At 72.5% G+C, this 18,533-nt stretch carries 19 protein-coding genes; 13 read left to right on the forward strand and 6 right to left on the reverse strand.

Annotated features, from left to right (window positions below):
* The first annotated feature begins 282 nt into the window (after positions 1 to 282).
* The 7 genes from Sspor_RS03250 (at position 283) to Sspor_RS03280 (ending at position 6,157) form a co-directional block, all read left to right on the forward strand.
* Positions 283 to 780, forward strand: a complete 498-nt coding sequence (locus tag Sspor_RS03250; protein ID WP_202197657.1) for a SigE family RNA polymerase sigma factor — start codon at positions 283 to 285, stop codon at positions 778 to 780.
* Positions 773 to 1,219: a hypothetical protein gene (locus Sspor_RS03255; protein WP_202197658.1), complete on the forward strand. Its 447-nt coding sequence runs from the start codon at positions 773 to 775 to the stop codon at positions 1,217 to 1,219. Before Sspor_RS03250 ends, Sspor_RS03255 begins: the two co-directional genes overlap by 8 nt.
* Positions 1,220 to 1,312: 93 nt before the next feature.
* Complete coding sequence (locus Sspor_RS03260) at positions 1,313 to 2,560, forward strand: mannosyltransferase family protein (RefSeq protein ID WP_202197659.1); 1,248 nt, start codon at positions 1,313 to 1,315, stop codon at positions 2,558 to 2,560.
* Between the two features lie 133 nt (positions 2,561 to 2,693).
* Entirely contained in the window at positions 2,694 to 3,929 is a 1,236-nt protein-coding gene (locus tag Sspor_RS03265; RefSeq protein WP_202197660.1) for a serine hydrolase domain-containing protein, read from the forward strand.
* A gap of 145 nt (positions 3,930 to 4,074) precedes the next feature.
* Positions 4,075 to 4,818: a hypothetical protein gene (locus tag Sspor_RS03270; RefSeq protein ID WP_202197661.1), complete on the forward strand. Its 744-nt coding sequence runs from the start codon at positions 4,075 to 4,077 to the stop codon at positions 4,816 to 4,818.
* A 148-nt stretch (positions 4,819 to 4,966) separates the two neighbouring features.
* Entirely contained in the window at positions 4,967 to 5,209 is a 243-nt protein-coding gene (locus tag Sspor_RS03275; protein WP_202197662.1) for an antitoxin MazE7, read from the forward strand.
* Positions 5,210 to 5,326: 117 nt separating this feature from the next.
* Positions 5,327 to 6,157, forward strand: coding sequence for a class I SAM-dependent methyltransferase (locus Sspor_RS03280; RefSeq protein ID WP_202197663.1), 831 nt, complete (start codon positions 5,327 to 5,329; stop codon positions 6,155 to 6,157).
* A 105-nt stretch (positions 6,158 to 6,262) separates the two neighbouring features.
* Here the strand turns inward: Sspor_RS03280 and Sspor_RS03285 are convergent, their stop codons facing one another.
* Positions 6,263 to 7,222, reverse strand: coding sequence for a LysR family transcriptional regulator (locus tag Sspor_RS03285; protein ID WP_202197664.1), 960 nt, complete (start codon positions 7,220 to 7,222; stop codon positions 6,263 to 6,265).
* A gap of 168 nt (positions 7,223 to 7,390) precedes the next feature.
* Between Sspor_RS03285 and Sspor_RS03290 the strand changes: the two genes are divergently transcribed.
* The gene (locus Sspor_RS03290) at positions 7,391 to 10,873 is read left to right on the forward strand and encodes a M28 family peptidase (RefSeq protein ID WP_373318734.1); all 3,483 of its coding nucleotides are present in this window, start codon (positions 7,391 to 7,393) and stop codon (positions 10,871 to 10,873) included.
* A gap of 78 nt (positions 10,874 to 10,951) precedes the next feature.
* Here the strand turns inward: Sspor_RS03290 and Sspor_RS03295 are convergent, their stop codons facing one another.
* Both Sspor_RS03295 and Sspor_RS03300 read right to left on the reverse strand, forming a co-directional pair.
* A complete protein-coding gene (locus Sspor_RS03295) occupies positions 10,952 to 11,461 on the reverse strand; it encodes a hypothetical protein (RefSeq protein ID WP_202197665.1) in 510 nt (169 codons plus the stop codon).
* Positions 11,462 to 11,587: 126 nt separating this feature from the next.
* Positions 11,588 to 11,866: a hypothetical protein gene (locus tag Sspor_RS03300; RefSeq protein WP_202197666.1), complete on the reverse strand. Its 279-nt coding sequence runs from the start codon at positions 11,864 to 11,866 to the stop codon at positions 11,588 to 11,590.
* 97 nt (positions 11,867 to 11,963) lie between these two features.
* Between Sspor_RS03300 and Sspor_RS03305 the strand changes: the two genes are divergently transcribed.
* Both Sspor_RS03305 and Sspor_RS03310 read left to right on the forward strand, forming a co-directional pair.
* On the forward strand, positions 11,964 to 12,353 hold the full coding sequence (locus Sspor_RS03305; RefSeq protein WP_202197667.1) for a response regulator: 390 nt from the start codon (positions 11,964 to 11,966) through the stop codon (positions 12,351 to 12,353).
* Between the two features lie 302 nt (positions 12,354 to 12,655).
* Positions 12,656 to 13,306 (forward strand): DUF4360 domain-containing protein, encoded by a 651-nt coding sequence (locus Sspor_RS03310; protein WP_202197668.1) that lies wholly within the window; start codon positions 12,656 to 12,658, stop codon positions 13,304 to 13,306.
* On the opposite strand, the gene cynR is transcribed toward Sspor_RS03310, so the two are convergent.
* On the reverse strand, positions 13,273 to 14,241 hold the full coding sequence (cynR, locus tag Sspor_RS03315; RefSeq protein WP_202197669.1) for a transcriptional regulator CynR: 969 nt from the start codon (positions 14,239 to 14,241) through the stop codon (positions 13,273 to 13,275). The genes Sspor_RS03310 and cynR overlap by 34 nt on opposite strands.
* 126 nt (positions 14,242 to 14,367) lie before the next feature.
* Between cynR and Sspor_RS03320 the strand changes: the two genes are divergently transcribed.
* Positions 14,368 to 14,958 carry a carbonic anhydrase gene (locus Sspor_RS03320; RefSeq protein WP_237403638.1) on the forward strand — a complete coding sequence of 197 codons (591 nt, stop codon included), beginning with the start codon at positions 14,368 to 14,370 and terminating at the stop codon, positions 14,956 to 14,958.
* A 53-nt stretch (positions 14,959 to 15,011) separates the two neighbouring features.
* Positions 15,012 to 15,482: a cyanase gene (cynS, locus tag Sspor_RS03325; RefSeq protein ID WP_202197671.1), complete on the forward strand. Its 471-nt coding sequence runs from the start codon at positions 15,012 to 15,014 to the stop codon at positions 15,480 to 15,482.
* 215 nt (positions 15,483 to 15,697) lie between these two features.
* Here cynS and Sspor_RS03330 read toward each other — a convergent pair whose 3' ends face one another.
* Positions 15,698 to 16,108: a rodlin gene (locus tag Sspor_RS03330; RefSeq protein ID WP_202197672.1), complete on the reverse strand. Its 411-nt coding sequence runs from the start codon at positions 16,106 to 16,108 to the stop codon at positions 15,698 to 15,700.
* Positions 16,109 to 16,201: 93 nt separating this feature from the next.
* Positions 16,202 to 16,948 (reverse strand): class I SAM-dependent methyltransferase, encoded by a 747-nt coding sequence (locus Sspor_RS03335; protein ID WP_202197673.1) that lies wholly within the window; start codon positions 16,946 to 16,948, stop codon positions 16,202 to 16,204.
* On the opposite strand from Sspor_RS03335, the gene Sspor_RS03340 reads away from it, so the two are divergent.
* Entirely contained in the window at positions 16,947 to 18,500 is a 1,554-nt protein-coding gene (locus Sspor_RS03340) for an AMP-binding protein (RefSeq protein ID WP_202197674.1), read from the forward strand. The two genes, Sspor_RS03335 and Sspor_RS03340, sit on opposite strands and share 2 nt — an antisense overlap.
* Positions 18,501 to 18,533: the final 33 nt, after the last annotated feature.

The raw sequence follows: 18,533 nt of genomic DNA on the forward strand, positions 1-18,533 counted from the left end.
GTCGGGACCTGTCCGCCCTGTCGGGGCCCTTCTGTCTTCTGCCGCGCCGGACCCCTCCGCGCGCCGCCCGACGCGATCGCCCGGACCGGCCCGAGGCCCGGATCCGCATCACCCCGCGGCCCGTGGCGCCGCCGCGTCTCCTCGCCGTGGCCGCCTCGACGATGAGTACCCCACCCACCGTGTGACGGCACTCACACGGCGACTTGTCGTCCGGTGTCGACCGGATGGGGTGCGGCGGGCGTATGCCCGGTGAGAGGGACACATGGATTCGGGAGCGATTTTTTGACCATCGAGGAGTTCGAGGAGTTCTACGCGCAAGCGGCAGGACGGCTCACAGGACAGCTCTACGTGATGCTCGGCGACCACCACGAGGCACAGGACGTGGTGCAGGAGGCCTTCGTCAGGGGGTGGGGCCGCCGGCGTCAGCTGGACCGGGACGGCCGGCCCGAGGCGTGGATCCGCACGGTCGCGTGGCGACTCGCCGTCAGCCGCTGGCGCGGGCGGCGGCGCACCGCCGACGCCTGGCAGCGCACGGCCCCCGCCGGTCACGTGGAGGGGCCGGGTCCGGAGGTGGTGGCGCTCGTCGAGGCACTGCGGCAACTGCCCCTGAAGCAGCGCCGGACCATGGCGCTGCACTACGTGTGCGATCTGAGCGTCGAGCAGATCGCCGCCGAGACCTCCCTGTCCACGAGCACGGTCAAGACCCATCTGTCCCGGGGCCGCACCACGCTCGCCCTCCATCTGCAGGACCCCCGCATTGAGGAGGCTCCCGATGCCTGACTCCCACGACCCGCTGCGGTCCCTGTTCCGGGAAGCGGCCTCCGCCGGACAGTCCGCGAGCACGACCCCGCCCGTCGCGGTCATCGAGCGGCGCGGCGAACGGCACCGCCGGAACCGGATCGTCGGTATCGCCGCCGCCTGCCTCCTCGTCCTCGCCGGATCGGGCGCCGCCCTCTCGGCGTTCCTCCCGGAGGACTCGGGCCCGGTCCTTCCCGCGACGACGCCCTCTCCGGCGGCCCCGTCCCCGACCTCCGCACCGCCCCCGCCGTCCCACTCCACGACACCCACGCTCAACTCGCTGATGCCGCCGCGCAACACCACGCCACCGCCGGCGCGCAGCAGCACGGTGCCGGCGCGCACCACGACGGCGCCGCCGCCCTCTTCCACCGGGACGGTGGAGCCGAGCATGTCGGCCACTCCCCCACAGCCGCTCCGGTAGCCCTCCCCTCTTCCCGCAGCACACCGCCGGCGGACACCGGCCCGAGCCGGGCCGGTGACCCCGCATGCCCTCAGACGGCCAGGAGATCCAGATATGTCCGTTTCAACCGCCCGTCGGCCGGTCGAGCTTCCCGGCCCGCCCACCGCCTGGCCGCCCGTGAACGAGACCGGTCGCCGCCCCCACCGCCCCCGCCGCTCCCGCCCGGCGTTCCTGAGGCTCGGCCCGGGCGAGCGCGAGGTGTTGTGGCTGTACCTGCTGACCCGCGTCGGCATCTGGGCCACCGCGGGTGCCGTCAGCTGGCTGTTCCCCGCCGACGGCCAGACCCGCCGGCCCGCCTCGCTGCTCTCTCCCTGGCAGCAATGGGACTGGTGGTTCTACCTCCACATAGCCCAGGACGGCTACTTCCCCGCGGGGGCCGGACCCTGGACGGCCGGCTGGGACAACCGGGAGGCCTTCCTCCCCGGCTTCCCCCTCGCCCTGCGCGCCGTTCACACCGTGGTCCCCGACTGGGCCGCCGCCGGAGCGCTGATCTCGTTCCTCTCGGGGGGCATCGCCGTCCTGGCCCTCGCCCGGATCGCCCGCCATCACCTGGCCGACCTCGAAACGGGCCGCCGTGCGGCTGCCTTCCTGCTGCTCTCGCCATGCGCCGTGTTCCTCGCCGCGGGCTACACCGAGGCGCTCTTCCTCGCGCTGGCCCTGCCCGCCTGGCTCGCGGCGCAGCGCCAGAACTGGCCCGCGGCCGCGGTACTGGCCTGCCTCGCCTGCTCGGTCCGTGTCACGGGGCTGTTCCTCGCGGCCGCCCTCGCCCTCCACTTCGTCCTCACCGCCCGCGGCCGCGCCGCCTGGCGTTCGGCCCCGTGGCTCTTCCTGCCCGCCCTCGCCCCGGCCCTCTACAGCTGGTACCTGCACACGCGAACCGGGGACTGGATGGCCTGGAAGCACTCCCAGGAACGCGGCTGGTTCCGCGACTTCCACGCACCGTGGGAGGCCTGGGCCCACACATGGGAGGCCGCGTTCCAGCACGTCCAGCCCACCGGGTACGCGTTCATGTGGCAGGCCGAGCTCCTGGCCATGCTGGTCGGTGCCGTACTCCTGGCCCTGCTGGTACGGGGCGGCCGCTGGCCCGAAGCCCTGTACATCGGCCTCACCCTGTGGGCCCTGGGCACCTCCTACTGGTACACGTCCCTGCCCCGTTCCACCCTCCTGTGGTGGCCGCTGTGGATCGGCCTGGCCTCCTGGAGCCTGAAGCGTCCCCGGATCCACACCGCCTACCTCTACGCCGTGGCGCCCCTGTCCACCGTGGTCGCCCTCACCTTCCTCACCGGCCGCTGGGCCGGCTAGGCCTTCTCTTTCGGATCTTGCCGGGTCGCGACGCCCGGTGCCGCCACTGCGCCGACTGGCCCATACCGGGCGGTGGGCGTTCCATCGAAGGGTGGGCCCTGTCCCGAGGGGCCCTTCGCGGCAGGAGATGGGCATGATCCGAGTCAGGACCGCGCACCCGGGCCGCGTCCGAACGGCACTGCTGTGCGCCACCGCACTGCTCGGCACGGTCCTGCCGGCCGGCGGCGCTTGGGCGGCGAACGGCGCGGGTTCCGCGCCCGCCCCGTGCGTGGCGTCGCCCGAGCCCTCGGGCGGCGAAGCGAAACAGATCATGGACATCGCCAGGGCGGCGCAGAAGGAACTGGACCTGAACGCCGTCGTGCTGCGGGTCACGCGTGACGGGCAGGAGGTCGTCACCGGCGCGCTCGGCGAGTCGATGACGGGGGTCCCCGCCACGGCGGACATGCACTTCCGGGCCGGGTCGGTCGCCATCGTCTACATGGGCATCGCCATGCTGCAACTGGTCGAGCAGGGCAAGGCCGGCCTCGACGACCCGGTCTCGCGCTGGCTTCCCGACGCGCCGCACGCCGACCGGATCACCCTGCGCATGCTCGGCGCCTCCACCTCGGGCCTGCGTGACTACGTGCCGGATCCGAAGTTCCTCGCGGCCCTGTACGCCGACCCGTTCCGCCAGTGGACGCCCGCCGAGCTCGTGGGCATCTCCGCCGCCCACCCCCTCTGGTACGAGCCGGGGACGAGCTGGAGCTACTCGCACGCGAACTTCGTGCTCCTCGGGCAGGCCCTGGAGAAGATCGCCGGGATGCCGCTGGCCCAGGTGATGGAGCAGCAGATCACGGGGCCCGCCGGACTGGCCAACACCCTCAACAGCTTCACGCCCCAGATCGAGGAGCCCGTCCTGCACTCCTTCGACGCGGAGCGCGGCAGGTACGAGGAGTCGACCTTCTGGAATCCCTCCTGGACCACCGCCCCCGGCGCGGTCCTGACCACCCACATCTGCGACCTGGCGCGCTCGGCCGAGGCCGTCGGTACGGGCGAGCTCCTCTCACCGCAGAGTTTCAAGGTCCAGCTCGACCCGGGCACGGTGGGCCTCGGCGGCAACACCCCGGGCTGCCCGCCCAGGGACTGCTTCCGCCAGCTTCCGGCCGAGCACTTCGGGTACGGCGTGATCGTCCAGAACGGCTGGATCCAGTCGAACCCGTCGTTCGCCGGATACGCGGCCATCCAGGCCTACCTCCCGAGCAAGCACCTGGCCATCGCGGTCTCCACCACGGTGGGGCCCAAGGCACCCGGGGACAACACGGCGCAGACCATCGCCGCCCGCATCGCCGAAGTCCTCGCCCCCGCGAACTCCCTGGCGGGACGAAAGTGACCGGCGGACGGTCCGACGGCCCCGGACTGTCGCACCCGCTCCCGCAGCCCGGGCAGCGGATCCCAACAGGCGGAACCCCCTGGTGGCGGCGGGGTGCGGGCCGGTAGCCTCCGCATGATCACTCACATCGTTCCGGGGACGGACCATGCCTGTACACGTTGCCCGGCGGGCTTCCCTCCTGTCGGCCCTGGTGGCCGTGGCCTCGCTGGCCGTCGTGGGCTGCGGAGCGCATCCCGGGAACCCGGTGACCGCGCCCGCGGCCCCTTCCACGTCTGCGTCCGGCTCTCCCTCCGCGCCCGCCTCCGCGAGCCGTACGCTGACCGCCGAGGAGCTGGTGGCGGCCGCCCTGCCGACCGAGGCGAGCCCGGACGCGTACGGGCACCCCGTCTCCGTCCGCCGGCCCCGGGCAGGCGAGCGGGAGTCCGAGGTCTCCGATCCCGCCTGCGCACGGCTGCTGGAGGCCGCCCATGCCCGGCGGCCCTCCCGTCCGGCCCCGGCGGTGGCCGAGCAGACGTTCAACTGGAGGAACGACCCCAACGGCGGCGACTCCACGCTCGCCTCGTACGGGAACTCCGGCGCGGTGGCGGTCTTCGCTGAGGTCAGCGACGGTCTGGGCGCCTGCCGTTACTACGAGAGCCCGGGCCCGGCCACGACCTACAAGGGCACGGTCACGGTCGGTCCCGCCCCGCGGCTCGGGGACGAAGCGGTGCAGTTCGAGATCACCGCCCCGACCGAGGGGGGCTCGCACGTCACCCAGTACACGGTGGTCCGCACCGGCAGTGTCATCGCGACGTTCACCAAACTGTCGGTCGGCGACCCGGACCTGCGTGCCTTCCCGCCCGCCCTGATCGCCCGGCAGATCTCCCTCCTCCAGCAGGCGCAGAGCTGAGGCGGCGCGCCTGACGCGGTGGTCCCCGGTCCGTTCCGTCACCGCCGCACCTCGGCCACCTCGGCGACCTACCGGGACCGTGCCCCGTGGGCAGCACGCCTGTGCCGAACGGGCCCCCGCCCGGTCACGGGGCGCGCATACTCGGAGCATGGCCGACACCACCACCGTCGAGGTCGACACCGATGTGCACGACCGCCTCGCCGCGCTCGCCGCGGACCGCGGACTGAGCCTGCGCGCGTACCTCGCCCAACTCGCCACCGCCCAGGAGAACGAGGCCGCGCTCACCCGGGCCGCGCGCGCCTTCGAGAGGGCCCTGGAGCGGCCCGGCTTCCGCGAGGGCTTCACGCGTGACTTCGGCCGCCTGGCGTCCCGGGACCGTACCGGCGGGTGAGCCGGGGTACGGGCCCACCGGCGCCGCCGGTCGCCCGCGGGACCGCCGACGGGCCGGGTCCGCGAAACGTACCTATGCTCGGACAAGGGGCTACCCGAGCCCTGGAGGACGGCTGTCATGACCGAGGCGAGCGATGCGGCCCAGGCGGACCGCACTCTGAAGGCCCGGCACCGCGCGATGTGGGCGATGGGTGACTACCAGTCGGTGGCCCACCACGTCATTCCGGAGCTGGGGGCCGTGCTCGTGAAGGAGTGCGGCGTCCAGCGCGGCGACCGGGTGCTGGACATCGCTGCGGGCTCGGGCAACGCGGCCATCCCGGCCGCCCTGGCCGGGGCCGACGTGGTGGCGTCCGACCTCACCCCCGATCTGCTGGAGATCGGCCGGCATCTGGCCACCGTGCGCGGTGCCGCTCTGGAGTGGCGGGAGGCGGACGCCGAGCACCTGCCCTTCGCCGACGGCGAGTTCGATGTCGTGATGTCCTGCGTCGGCATCATGTTCGCCCCGCACCACCGGCCCGCCGCCGAGGAGATGCTGCGCGTCTGCCGCTCCGGCGGCACCGTCGGACTGATCAACTGGACCCCGCAGGGCTTCGTGGGCCGCATGTTCGCCACCATGAAGCCCTTCGCTCCCCCGCCGCCGCCCGGTGCCCAGCCGCCCCCGTTGTGGGGGGACGAGGAGCACGTGCACGAGCTGCTGGGTGACGCGGTCACCGACGTGGAGTCGCGGCGCCGGACGGTCCGCGTGGACCGGTTCACCGGGCCTTCGGACTTCCGCGAGTTCTTCAAGGCCTGCTACGGGCCCACCGTGGCCGTCTACCGCGCCGTCACCGGCGATCCGGACCGGGTCGCCGAGCTGGACGCGGCGCTCGACGCCCTGGCCGCCGAGCACACCGTGGACGGTGTCATGGAGTGGGAGTACCTGCTGCTGACGGCGCACCGCCGCGGCTGATCGCCGATCCCTCCCCCGGCCCGTCCCTCGGCCCGTCCCTCCGTCCCTCCGTCCCTCCGTCCGTCCGTCCGTCCGTCCGCCGGCGGCTTCGGGTCCGCCCACCGGTCAGTCGAGGACCGGATGGACCTCCGGGTGGGCGTCCCACCACTCCTTGTGGAAGGGGTTGTTGTCCACATTGGCCAGGTAGGCGCGGGCCGCGGCCCGGTAGAGCAGTTCCGCCTGCCCGGCCGAGAGCGCGGCGCGGCGCCAGGCGAGGCGGATGCGGCCGATGATGGGGGTGCCGACGAGCGGGCGCATCACCGTGCCCTCCCCCGACGGGGCCGTCGGCTGGCTCAGCGCGACGGCGCGTCCCGCGGCGATCAGGTCGTGCTGCATCTTGCGGTCGGTGATCCGGTAGCGCAGTGAGGGGCTGAATCCGGCCTTCGCGCAGGCCGTGACGAGCGCCTCGGGGCCGCCGTCGTCGTCCTCCACCAGTGTCATCCACGACTCCCCGGCCAGGTCGGCCAGTTCGACGCGCTCCAGGCCCGCGAGGGGGTGCCCGGCGGACAGCCGGATGCAGAACGGCTCCTTCGGGATCAGCGTCCTGGCCAGGGTTCCTTCCGGCAGCGGCACCTCGTGGTCGTTGACTTCCCCGTACACGATGGCGTCGTAGCGCCCGGCGCCGAGCATCCGCGCCAGCACGGTGACCGAATCCTCCAGGTCCACGGCTATCTCCCGGCCTGACATGGACAGGTCGGTCTGGGCGAGGAGACCGTCGAGCAGCACGAGCATGATGCAGCCCAGCCGCAGCGGTCCGCCGGTCGAGATGGCGCGTGCCTGCGCTCCGAGAGCGTCCATCTCGCTCAGTACGCGACGTGCCTTGGCCAGCACGAACTGGCCCAGTGCCGTGGGTTCCACCCCGCTGCGGCCCCGTACGAAGAGCTCGCCCCCGGTGACCCGTTCGATGCGGCGCAGCTGGGCCGACAGTGCGGGTTGGGACACCCCGAGCCGCCGCGCCGCGCCCCCCAGGCTGCCAGCCTCCGCTATCCGGCAGACGGCTTGCAGATGCCTCAACTCCAGCTGCATCCGGGCAGCGTACGAGCCGGGCCGCCACGGCACCATAACGCGGACCTTATGCCCCACGAGATGTCCCAATCTCGTCATGTTCACGCTCATACTCGGCCGCGAACGACACTCATCCCCGACCCCCCACGATCGGAGTGGACGTTGCATCCCAGCAGATGGACGGCGGCCGTGGCAGCGATGGCGCTGACCGCGAGCCTTGCCGGCGCTCTGGCCGGGACGGCATCGGCGGCGCAGCCGGCGCAGCCCTCCCCGTCCCAGAAGGACACACCGGCCGCACGTGCGGTCGCGGCCGCCGACCTGGCCGTCGACAGCGGCCTGGACTCCCTGGTCAACTCCTCCCAGGAACAGTACGAACGACGCCTCGTCACCCCCTGGGTGAAGGACCTCTACTCGGTGTCGTACGAGCGCAGTTACCGCGGTCTGCCGGTCGTCGGCGGCGACGCGGTCGTGCTCGCCGACGGTACCGGCAAGGTGCGTGCCCTGCAGTCCGCCTCCTCCGTACGCATCGACGTCTCCACCCGGGCGTCGGTCTCCGCGAAGGACGCCGAGGCCGCCTCCCGGGCGAAGCTGGCCTCGGTCGACAAGGTCGAGAGCAGCCGGCTCGTGGTCCGCCTCAAGGACGACAAGCCTGTGCTGGCGTGGGAGACCGTACTGAGCGGCCGGACCAGGACCGCGCCCAGCAGGCTGCACGTCTTCGTGGACGCACGGACCGGCGCCTTCGTCGACAGCCACGACGAGGTGGTCGCGGGCACCGGCAACAGCAAGTGGAACGGGCCGGGCCCGGTCACCATCGACACCACGGCCTCGGGCTCCACGTACACGCTGCGCGACCCGAACCGGACCGGCCTGAGCTGCGCCGACTACAGCACCGGTACGGTCTTCTCGAAGTCCTCCGACTCCTGGGGCACCGGTAACCCCACGAGCAAGGAGACCGGCTGCGTCGACCTGATGTTCGCGGCGCAGAAGCAGTGGGACATGCTCTCCCAGTGGCTGGGCCGCAACGGCGTCAGCGGCAACGGCCGCAGCTTCCCCGCCAAGGTGGGCCTGAGCGACCTGAACGCCTACTGGGACGGCAGCTCGGTCACCATCGGCCGCAACAGCGCCAACGAGTGGATCGCCGGCATCGACGTGGTGGCCCACGAGTACGGGCACGCCATCGACTCCAACACCCCGGGCGGTACCAGCGGCCAGGAGTCCGGGCTCGGCGAGGCCACCGGCGACATCTTCGGCGCGCTGACCGAAGCCTTCGCCAACGAGCCGGCCCCCTACGACACCCCGGACTACACGGTCGGCGAGGTCATCAACCTCCAGGGCCGGGGTCCGATCCGGAACATGTACAACCCCGCGGCCGTCAACAACGACCCGGCCTGCTACAGCTCGGCGATACCCGGCACCGAGGTGCACGCGGCGGCCGGTCCCCTGAACCACTGGTTCTACCTGCTGGCCGAGGGCACCAGTCCCGGCGGCGGCAAGCCCAGCAGCAGCACCTGCAACGGCACCACCCTGACCGGTGTGGGCGTGCAGAACGCCGGCAAGATCTTCTACGGCGGCATGCTGCTCAAGACCAGCAGCATGTCCTACAAGAAGTACCGGACGGCGACGCTGAGTTCGGCCAAGTCGCTGGACCCCACGTGTGACCTCTTCAACAAGACGAAGGGTGCCTGGGACGGGATCAGCGTGCCCGCCCAGAGCGCCGACCCGACCTGTACCCCGAGCGGCCAGAACAACGACTTCTCCATGTCGCTGAGCCCGTCCTCGGGCGCCGTGCAGCAGGGTGCCTCCGTCACCACCACGGTCGGCACCGCGGTCACCACGGGCAACGCCCAGTCGGTGGCGCTGACCGCGTCGGGCCTGCCGGCCGGTGTGAGCGCCTCCTTCAACCCGGCCACCGTGCAGTCCGGCCAGTCCTCGGTTCTGACCCTGACGGCCACCGCCAACGCGGCCCCCGGCGCGTCCACGGTCGTCGTCAAGGGCCAGGGCGCGAGCCTCTCCCACACGGTCGACTTCTCGCTCAACGTGGGCGGGACCCAGCCCGGCAACGACCCGCCGGACATCAACGTCGCCAACGTGCAGGCGCACCTGACCCAGTTCAACACCATCGCGAGCCAGAACGGCGGCCACCGCCGGGCCGGCAGCGCCGGCTACACCCAGTCGCTGGCGTACGTGAAGGGCAAGCTGCAGGCGGCCGGTTACACCGTGACCGAGCAGAACTGCACCTCCTGCACCTACCCGTCGAACAACCTGATCGCCGACTGGCCCGGCGGTCCCGCCGACCAGACCGTCATGTTCGGCGCGCACCTCGACAGCGTCTCGGCCGGCCCCGGCATCAACGACAACGGCTCGGGCTCCGCGACCCTGCTGGAGAACGCCCTCGTCCTCGCCGAGAAGAACCCGACGATGACCAAGCACGTCCGCTTCGCCTGGTGGACCGACGAGGAGCAGGGACTCAACGGCTCCGAGTACTACGTCAACCAGCTGAGCAGCGCCCAGCGCAGCGCCATCAAGGGCTACTACAACTTCGACATGGTCGGCTCCACCAACGGCGGCTACTTCATCAACAACGTCAACTCCACCACCGCCGCCCCGCTGAAGGCGTACTGGACCTCGCTGAACCTGGCACCCGAGGAGAACACCGAGGGACAGGGCCGCAGCGACGACTACTCCTTCCAGCAGGCCGGCATCCCCACCTCCGGCTACGCGGCCGGCGCCAGCGCCCGCAAGACCTCGGCGCAGGCCACGAAGTGGGGCGGCACGGCCAACTCCGCCTACGACTCCTGCTACCACAGCGCCTGCGACACCACGAACAACATCAACGCCACCGTGCTGAACCGCAGCGCCGACGGTGTCGCCTACGCCGTCTGGAAGCAGGCGGTCGGCGGTGAGACCCCCGCGCAGGACTTCTCCATCGGCGTCAGCCCGTCCGCGGGCAGCGCGGCCCCCGGCGGTTCCGTCTCCGCGACGGTGGGCACCACCACCGTGAGCGGCGCCGCCCAGACCGTGGCGCTCTCCGTCTCCGGCGCGCCGGCCGGGGTCACCGCGACGCTCAGCCCGACGTCCGTCCAGTCCGGCAGCTCCTCGGCGCTGTCCGTCCAGGTCGGCGCGAGCACCGCGCCCGGCACCTACACCCTGACGATCACCGGCTCCGGCACCGTCAGCCACACCACCACCTACACGCTCACCGTCACCGGTGGCGGCAGCTGCACACCGCGCCAGCTCGTGGTCAACGGCGGCTTCGAGAACGGCTCCAGCCCGTGGACCTCGACCGCGGGCGTCATCACCAACCAGTCCGGCCAGACCCCGCACGGCGGCAGCTACAAGGCATGGCTGGCCGGGTACGGGTCCACCCACACGGACAGCGCCGCCCAGACGCTGACGATTCCGTCGGGCTGCTCCACGTACCGGCTCGGCTTCTTCCTCCACATCGACACGGACGAGGACGAGAACGTCGCCTACGACCGGTTCACCGTCTCGGTGGCCGGCCAGACCCTGGAGTCCCTCTCCAACGTGAACGCTAACTCCGGCTACGCGGAGAAGTCCTACGACCTCTCGCAGTTCGCCGGCCAGAGCGTCACCCTGAAGTTCACCGGCACCGAGGACCAGTCCCTCCAGACCTCCTTCGTCGTGGACGACGTCACCCTCCAGGTGAGCTGACGCCCACCTGAGCTCCCGACCGGAACGAACCCGGCCCGGCCCCGCACCACGGGGGCCGGGCCGGTCCCGTGCCCGGGGCTACCGCGTCCGGGCGGCGCGCGTGGTGCTCGTGGCGCTCGTCGGGGGCGTGGTGCGCGCGCCCCGCATGACGCCTGCCGTGGCCACGGACCAGCCCGCCACCCACAGCGCGCCGACCACCAGCGCCGCGACGGCCGTCGCCATGTGGGGAGGCCTCTCCCCCAGTCCCGGGGCCACCCCGGCCGCCCGGGCGCCGAAGCCGATCACCCCGGCCCCGACCATCGCGATGCCCAGCCAGGAGACGCCGGCCACGGACCGTCGCAGCCACCGGGCGGCCGGCGGGCGGACCAGCAGCAGGGCCACGACCGCCATGAGCAGGCCGAGGCCGGCGTTGCCCAGCTGGGCGGCCGTGACGTCGGTGACCTGGGCGTAGGCCTCCGGCGGGGCGGGGAAGCCCGGCATGCCCAGCTCTCCGTCCCGCGCGAGGTCCACCTTGCTCACGGTGTAGGCGAGCGCGCCGGCGCAAGCGGTGAGTGCGGAGATCGGTCGGCTTCTCGGTGATCGGGGCATGGCCTCATGCTGTCGGCCGGGACACCGCCCGCACGTCCTCCCCGCGTACCGGACGCCTCCCCCGCGCGGGGGAGGCGAGCCGCCCGGGGCATCAGCCGGCGTCTGCGGCCCGTCAGTGCCGGCCGGTCAGTGCTTGTCGTGGCCCCGGTCGGGGGCGATCATGGCGACCAGCCCGTAGCCCAGCTCCGCACCGTCGACGAGCAGGGCCTCGACCGTACGCGTGCTCGGGTCGATGTCGGCCTCCACGCCCTGCCCGCGGTAGTGGGGGTAGCCCGAGGCTCCCGTCTCACCGGTCGCCTCGACCGTGGCCGACCGCAAGGCCCGGGCCGCCGCGGGCTCGCCGCGCAGGTTCTCGATGTGCTCGGGCACCAGCAGGATCTCGAAGCTCTGCGGCTCTGTGCTCATGGACCGAAGCTACCGGATGAGGTGCCCCGGAGCGGGCGTGCACACGCCCCGCCTCGTAGGCTCTGCGGGACCCCCCACACGGACGAAGAGGAACCACATGAGCGGCGACACCCAGGGCAGGATCCTCCTGGTGGCGAAGGAGACCACCCTGCGGGGCCTGTTGGAGCGTCTCCTCGTGGCCCGGGGGTTCTCGGTCGTCGACGGCGGGACCGGGGCGGACACCGTCTCCCTGCTGGGCAGCGACGGCCCGATCGACCTGGTGATCTGCGAGCGCACCGGACCCGGCCTGGACGAGGTGGCGCTGTTCGAGGAGATCCGCCGGCACCCCGATCACGGCCGGGTGCCGATCCTGGCGCTGCCGCCCGCGGACCCGGAGTGCACGGCGCGCGCGCTGGAGGCCGGTGTGAGCGACTGTCTCGCGAAACCGTTCCATCCCACGGAGTTCCTGGCCCGCGTCGAGCGGCTGGCCCGGCCGGCCACCGCCTGATTCCGCTCCTCGGCCACCGGCCGGTCGTCGTGATCCGGCCGGTCCGGGCCGGGAGCGCGATTGGCCGGACATCGCCCTGGTCCGCCGCGCCCTGGGTTCCTACGATTCGGTCACCCGGTCTTCACCGACCGGGATTGTCAGGGACATGCCCAGATTCCCCTTCCTGGGCCTGCCCCGTTCCACCCTGCACACCGGTCTGTGACGACCCGGCCCCGCTCTGGCCGGCCGCACCCCCCACCCTCCGGCGCACAGGCATGCCCGCCCGCGCGCCGCCCGGTACCGAAGCAGTGGAATGGAGAACCATGTCCGGCGGATTCCTCGTGAGCGGCGCGATCGGCGCCCTGCTCACCGCCACCCTCCCCACGCACACCACCCCCTCCACCATCGTGGACCCGCCGCCCGACCGCATCGTGATCGAAGTCGCCACGGTCAACGGATCCGGGTGCCCCAAGGACACCGCGGAGGTCGCCGTGTCCCAGGACAACACCGCCTTCACCGTGACCTACAGCCAGTACCTCGCCCAGGTCGGCGGCGGCGCCCCGCCCACCGCGGCGCGCAAGAACTGCCAGCTCAGCCTGATCGTGCACGTGCCCCAGGGCTTCACGTACGCGATCGCCAGCGCCGACTACCGCGGCTACGCCTCGCTCGCGCCGGGTGCGAAGGCCACCGAGAAGGCCTCGTACTACTTCCAGGGCTCACCGGACACCGCCGCCCGCACCCACAACTTCAGCGGGCCGCAGGAGGACAACTGGCAGGCCACCGACGTGACCGACTGGGCCCAGATGGTCTGGGCGCCGTGCGGCGTGCAGCGGAACTTCAACATCAACACCGAGCTGCGCGTCACCAGAGGCACCTCGTCCCCCTCGTCGACCAGCTACATGACGATGGACTCCACCGACGGCAGCATCAACACCATCTATCACCTCGCCTGGAAGGAGTGCCCCGGCAGGTGATCCACCCCGCTCCCGGCCGCCTCCCGCCGCGCGTGCCCGCGCGGCGGGGGGCGGTAGCCGCGGGTGCGCACCAGGCGGGCGGTGAGCTCGGTGAAGGCGCGCGCCGCGGCGCTCTCGTACGCGCTCTCCCGGCGCAGCAGGGTGACCGTCCGGGAAGGAAGGGCCGGGTCGAGCGGTACGGGGCGCAGGTACGGGTGGTCGTGGGTGACGGCGTCCGGCAGCACGGTGGCCAGCGTGGTGCGCCGGACGATCTCGGTGAGGGCGTGCACGGAGTTCGCCTCGACCGCGATGTGCGGCCGCACGCCATGCGCGGCGAGGTAGGCGTCGACGTGCTCGCGCGTGGCGAAGTCCCCGCTGAGCAGCGCCAGTCGGCGCGTGGCGAGGTCGCGTACGGGCAGTGGTCCGGGGTCCGCGTCGGCGGCGGTGACCAGGCCGAGGGTCTCCGTGAACAGCGGGGTCGCCGCGATCCCGGGCAGGTGGAGCCCCTCGAAGGCGAGTCCGAGCTCGTGCTCGTCGGCGAGCAGACCGGCTTCGATGCGGTCCTGGGGCATTTCCCTGATCTCCAGGGTGATGCCGGGGTGGGCGGTGTGGAGCCCGGCGACGAGCGGACCGACGAGGTACGCGGTGAAGGTGGGGGTCAGCGCGAGGCGCAGGTGGCCGCGGGACAGGTCGGCCAGGTCCAGTACGGCACGCTCGGCCGCGGCGAGGTCCCGTAGGGCGCCGCGCGCGTAGTGGACGTACGTCGCGCCGGCGTCGGTGAGCCGCACGGCGCGTCCGGTCCGGTCCAACAGCTGGACGCCGACGGTGCGTTCGAGCTGCTTCACCTGCTGGGACAGGGTGGGCTGGGAGATCCGCAGCTCTTCGGCGGCGCGGGTGAAGCTGCCGTGTTCGGCGACGGCGATCAGATAGCGCAGGTGACGCAGTTCCAGAGCCATGGAGACGACTATAGATGGCATCGATGAGAGGCATGGATATTGCGTCTTGGACACAATAGATGCAGGTCATGCATGGTGGAACACGTCAAGCCCCGCACGGGGCCCGTCCCACCGCAGGGAGTGACCATGCAGACCGATCTCGCGGACGGCGTCGCGCGTTTCCAGCGCGAGGTGTTTCCGGCCAAGGCGGACCTCTTCGCCCACCTGGCCGAGGTGCACCGGCCGGCGACCCTGTTCATCGGATGCTCGGATGCCCGTGTGGTGCCGGAACTGATCACTCAGAGCGAGCCGGGCGAGTTGTTCGTCGTGCGCACGGCCGGAAATCTCGTACCCGCCCACGCCCCGGGCGCGGACGGGGTGGCGGCCAGCATCGAGTACGCGGTCGCCGTCCTCGGCGTCACCGCCGTCGTCGTGTGCGGGCACTCCGCCTGCGGGGCGATGACCGCGCTGGCCGAGGGCACCGACCTGAGCGCCGCCGCGTCCGTCGCGCGCTGGCTGGGGCACGCGGACGCCTCGGTGGCCCGTACGGCGGGCACCGCGGGCCCCGACCGCCTGTCCGCCCTGATCCGCGAGAACGTGCGCGCCCAGCTCGCGAACCTGGCCACCCACCCGTCGGTGGCCCGCGCGCTGGCCGCCGGGACCCTCACGCTGCACGGCTGGGTCTACGACATCCGCTCCGGCCGCGTCACGGACACGGGCCCCGCCCCGGCCGTCTGACACCTGCCCTCTATCCCCCTCTCCCCTCTCCCCTCTCCCCGAAGGACACTTTGATGCCGCACGCCCAGTTCGACCCCACCGCCCGCCAGGCCCTGGCCGTCACCGCCGTCGACGCGAAGACCCGCAAGGACCTCACCTGGCAGCAGCTCGCCGACGCCGCCGGCCTGTCGGTCGCCTTCGTCACCGCCGCCCTGCTGGGCCAGCACGCCCTGCCCGAGTCCGCCGCGAAGGCGGTCGCCGAGCTGCTCGGTCTGGACGAGGACGCGGTGCTGCTCCTGCAGACGATCCCGACCCGCGGGTCGATTCCCGGCGGCATCCCGACCGATCCGACGATCTACCGCTTCCACGAGATGCTCCAGGTCTACGGGACCACCTTGAAGGCCCTGGTCCACGAGCAGTTCGGGGACGGCATCATCAGCGCGATCAACTTCAAGCTGGACGTGAGGAAGGTCGCCGACCCCGAGGGCGGCGAGCGCGCCGTCATCACCCTCGACGGCAAGTACCTCCCGACGCGCCCCTTCTGACCGCGAGGGCGGAACGGACACGCGCAGAGCCTCCGGCCCGGTCGGGCAGGAGGCTCTGCGGCGTACGGTCCGGTGCCCACCCCGGCGGCCGGGGGGCCGCCGCGCGCCGGTGGAGGGGGCGGATCCGTGGAACCGTGGATCCGGGTGGAACAAGCCGGGGCCCCGTGGGCACTCGCGCAGGCGTCGGAGGCCCCGGCTCGCACAAGGGGAATGCGTCAGCTGCCGGCCGAGACGTTGCCCGACAGGACCGGGATGTTGTCCAGGATGTGCGAGAGCGGCTCGTCGCCCTTGGCCTGGGTGGAGTTCTCGGTGCACTGCTGGTTCTGCGGGTTGGACAGGACGTTGATGTCCTGGACACCGATGTTGCCGAGAGCCAGGATCGACTGGGCGTTGACCTTGACGGGCAGACCGATGCAGGGCTTGTTCAGCGTGCCCTGGACAACGCCGAGCTGCGGGCTCAGGTCACCGTGGGTCTTCTGGTTGCCGTAGATCTGCTGGGAGTTGTTGCCGTTGACGGTGTTGATCCCGTTGTCGTTGCCGATGGCCATGGCCGGGGCGGCGAGGGCCGCACCCGCGCCGACGATCGACGCGGTGGCGGCGGCGGTGGCCATGAACTTCTTGATCATCAGTGGTCCTTCTGTCGCACGAGTGCACGGTGACAAGCACCTTGATCAACGCCCGGGGTGCCGACGGGTTGCGCCGCTTCACCCGAACGGCCGCTACCGGGTCTCACGCCCCCGGACCGCGACGCTCAGCTCGACGACGTAGTGCTCCTCCACCCATCCGTCGGGGAACCGGTCCATGAGGAGGGCCCGTTCGTCCTCCAGGAAGGCATCCGTGCCCGGCTCTCCGATCAGGAACAGCGAGTGGGTGGAGAGCTTGGCCAGATGGGTGCCGACGGGAACGCGGCGCGACCATGCCAGCCGGCGGTCGGTGAAGCGCAGCCCCTCCTGCGACAGGGCACGTTCGTTGATGTACCAGCCCGGGCCGAACCGCTCCTCGATCCGGTGCTGCTGGTCGGCGATCCAGCCGACCCCGGTGTCCGGGTCGTTCTGCCACACGGCCAGGGCGCCGCCGGGTCGCAGCACGCGCAGGGCCTCCGGAACGGCGTGCGCCGGATCCGTCCAGTGCCAGGACTGCGCGTACGTCAGAAGGTCCAGGCAGCCGGACGCGAGCGGCAGCCGGTTGCCGTCCGCCCGGACCAGCGGCGTACCGGGGTTGCGGCGGCGGAACTCCTGCGCCATGCCCTCGCCCGGTTCCACCCCGACCACCAGGGCCCCGCGGGCCTCCAGGAGGGCGGTGGCGATTCCCGTTCCCGCCCCGACATCGGCGACCCGTGCCCCGGCCAGCGGAAAGCCGGCCATCTCCGCCAGCGTGTCGAAGAGCGCGGGCGGGTACGCGGGGCGGTGGGCGGCGTAGCGTGCGGCCGCGGAGCTGAAGGAACGAGCACGGGATTCGTTCGTCATGGCGTCCATGATGCCGGTGTCCCGGAGCGGCGCGGAGAGGCAGTCCCCCATGGTGGCCGCGCGGTATGTCACGTCGCTGGTAGAGGCGTTGGAGCGGTACGCGGAGCGGCCCGCGCTCGGCGTCGGGCCGGCGGTGCTGAGTTTCCAGGAGGTGCTCGACGGGGCCTCCCGGCTGGCCGGGGTGCTCTCCGGGGCGGGGATCGGGCGCGGCTCGGGCCTGGCCTGCGTCACGGGTTCGAACCGGCCGGAGGTGCTGCTGGTACGCATCGCCGCGCACCTGCTGGGCGCCCGGCTGACCCTGGTGCTCGCCGGACCCGCCCTGTACGCGCTGGACTTCGTCCTGCGGGACTGCCGGCCGGACCTGGTCGTGCACGATGTGCCGGTGCCCGAGTCCGGTGCGCCCCGGGTCGGTCTGGAGGAACTGCTCCGGCGGGCCGCCCGGTGCGAGCCCGGCACGGTGTCGGTGCGGGCGTGCGAGGACGACGTGGCGCGGGTGACCTACACCGGCGGGACCACGGGGCTGCCCAAGGGGGTGGCTTCCACCTTCGGGGCGATGGCCGCGCGGAACACCGTACGGCCGGCCGGCTGGGCGGAGACGGTGTACCTGTCGGTGACGTCGCTGGCGCAGCGCTCCGGAGGGCGGTGCCTGGAGCAGTGGCGGGGCGGAGGCCGGGTGGAGATCCTCGAACCCTTCACACCCGCGGAGTTCGCGGCGGCCTGCCGGCGCCTGCGGCCGGTGGCCTCGTACCTGACGACCTCGATGGTGTACCGGCTCCTTGACGACCCGGCCACCGCCCATGGCGTACCGGGGCTGGAGGCGGTCTCCTACGGCGATTCGCCCGTCCACCCGGAGCGGCTGCGCGAGGCGGTGACCCGCTGGGGCGGCCGGTGGCGGCAGGGCTACGGCACGAACGAGGCGGCGGTGATCTGCCGGCTGTCCCCCGCCGACCACGATGCGGCGGTGGGCGGGCGGCCGGAGCTGCTGGCGTCGGTGGGGCGGCCCGTCGCCGGAGTGGAGGTGGAGGTGCGCGACGGGCGGGGCACGGCGGTCGCGGCCGGCCGTACGGGCGAGGTGTGGATGCGGTCGGGGGCGGTGATGACCGGATACTGGGGGCGGCCGGGGCTGACGGCCGGGGTACTGCGCGACGGATGGCTGCGGACCGGAGACCTCGGGCACTTCGGGACGGACGGCTACCTGTACCTGGACGACCGGGCCCACGACGTGGTGATGGTGCACGGGGACAACGTGTACTGCGTGCCCGTCGAGGCCGCGCTGGCCCGGCATCCGGCCGTCGCCCAGGCCGTGGTGGTGGGGCGGCACAGCGACCTCACCGGCGAGGAGGTGTGCGCCTTCCTGGTACCGGCGGCGGGGTACGCGCCCGGCGCCGGGCTCGCCGCCGAGGCCTGCGACCTGGTGGAGAAGGACCTGGCCCCGGCGCACCGGCCCACCGCGGTGTTCTGGGTACGGGCGGTCCCGCTGACCGCGCGGGGCAAGCCGGACAAGCGCCGGCTGCGGGAACGGGCGGCGGGGGCCGCGGGCCGGCAGCCGTAGGCGGGGCCTGGCGGCCGGGGACCCCGCGGGTCG

Origin of the sequence: Streptomyces spororaveus (assembly GCF_016755875.1) — a bacterium.
Lineage (GTDB): Bacteria > Actinomycetota > Actinomycetes > Streptomycetales > Streptomycetaceae > Streptomyces > Streptomyces spororaveus.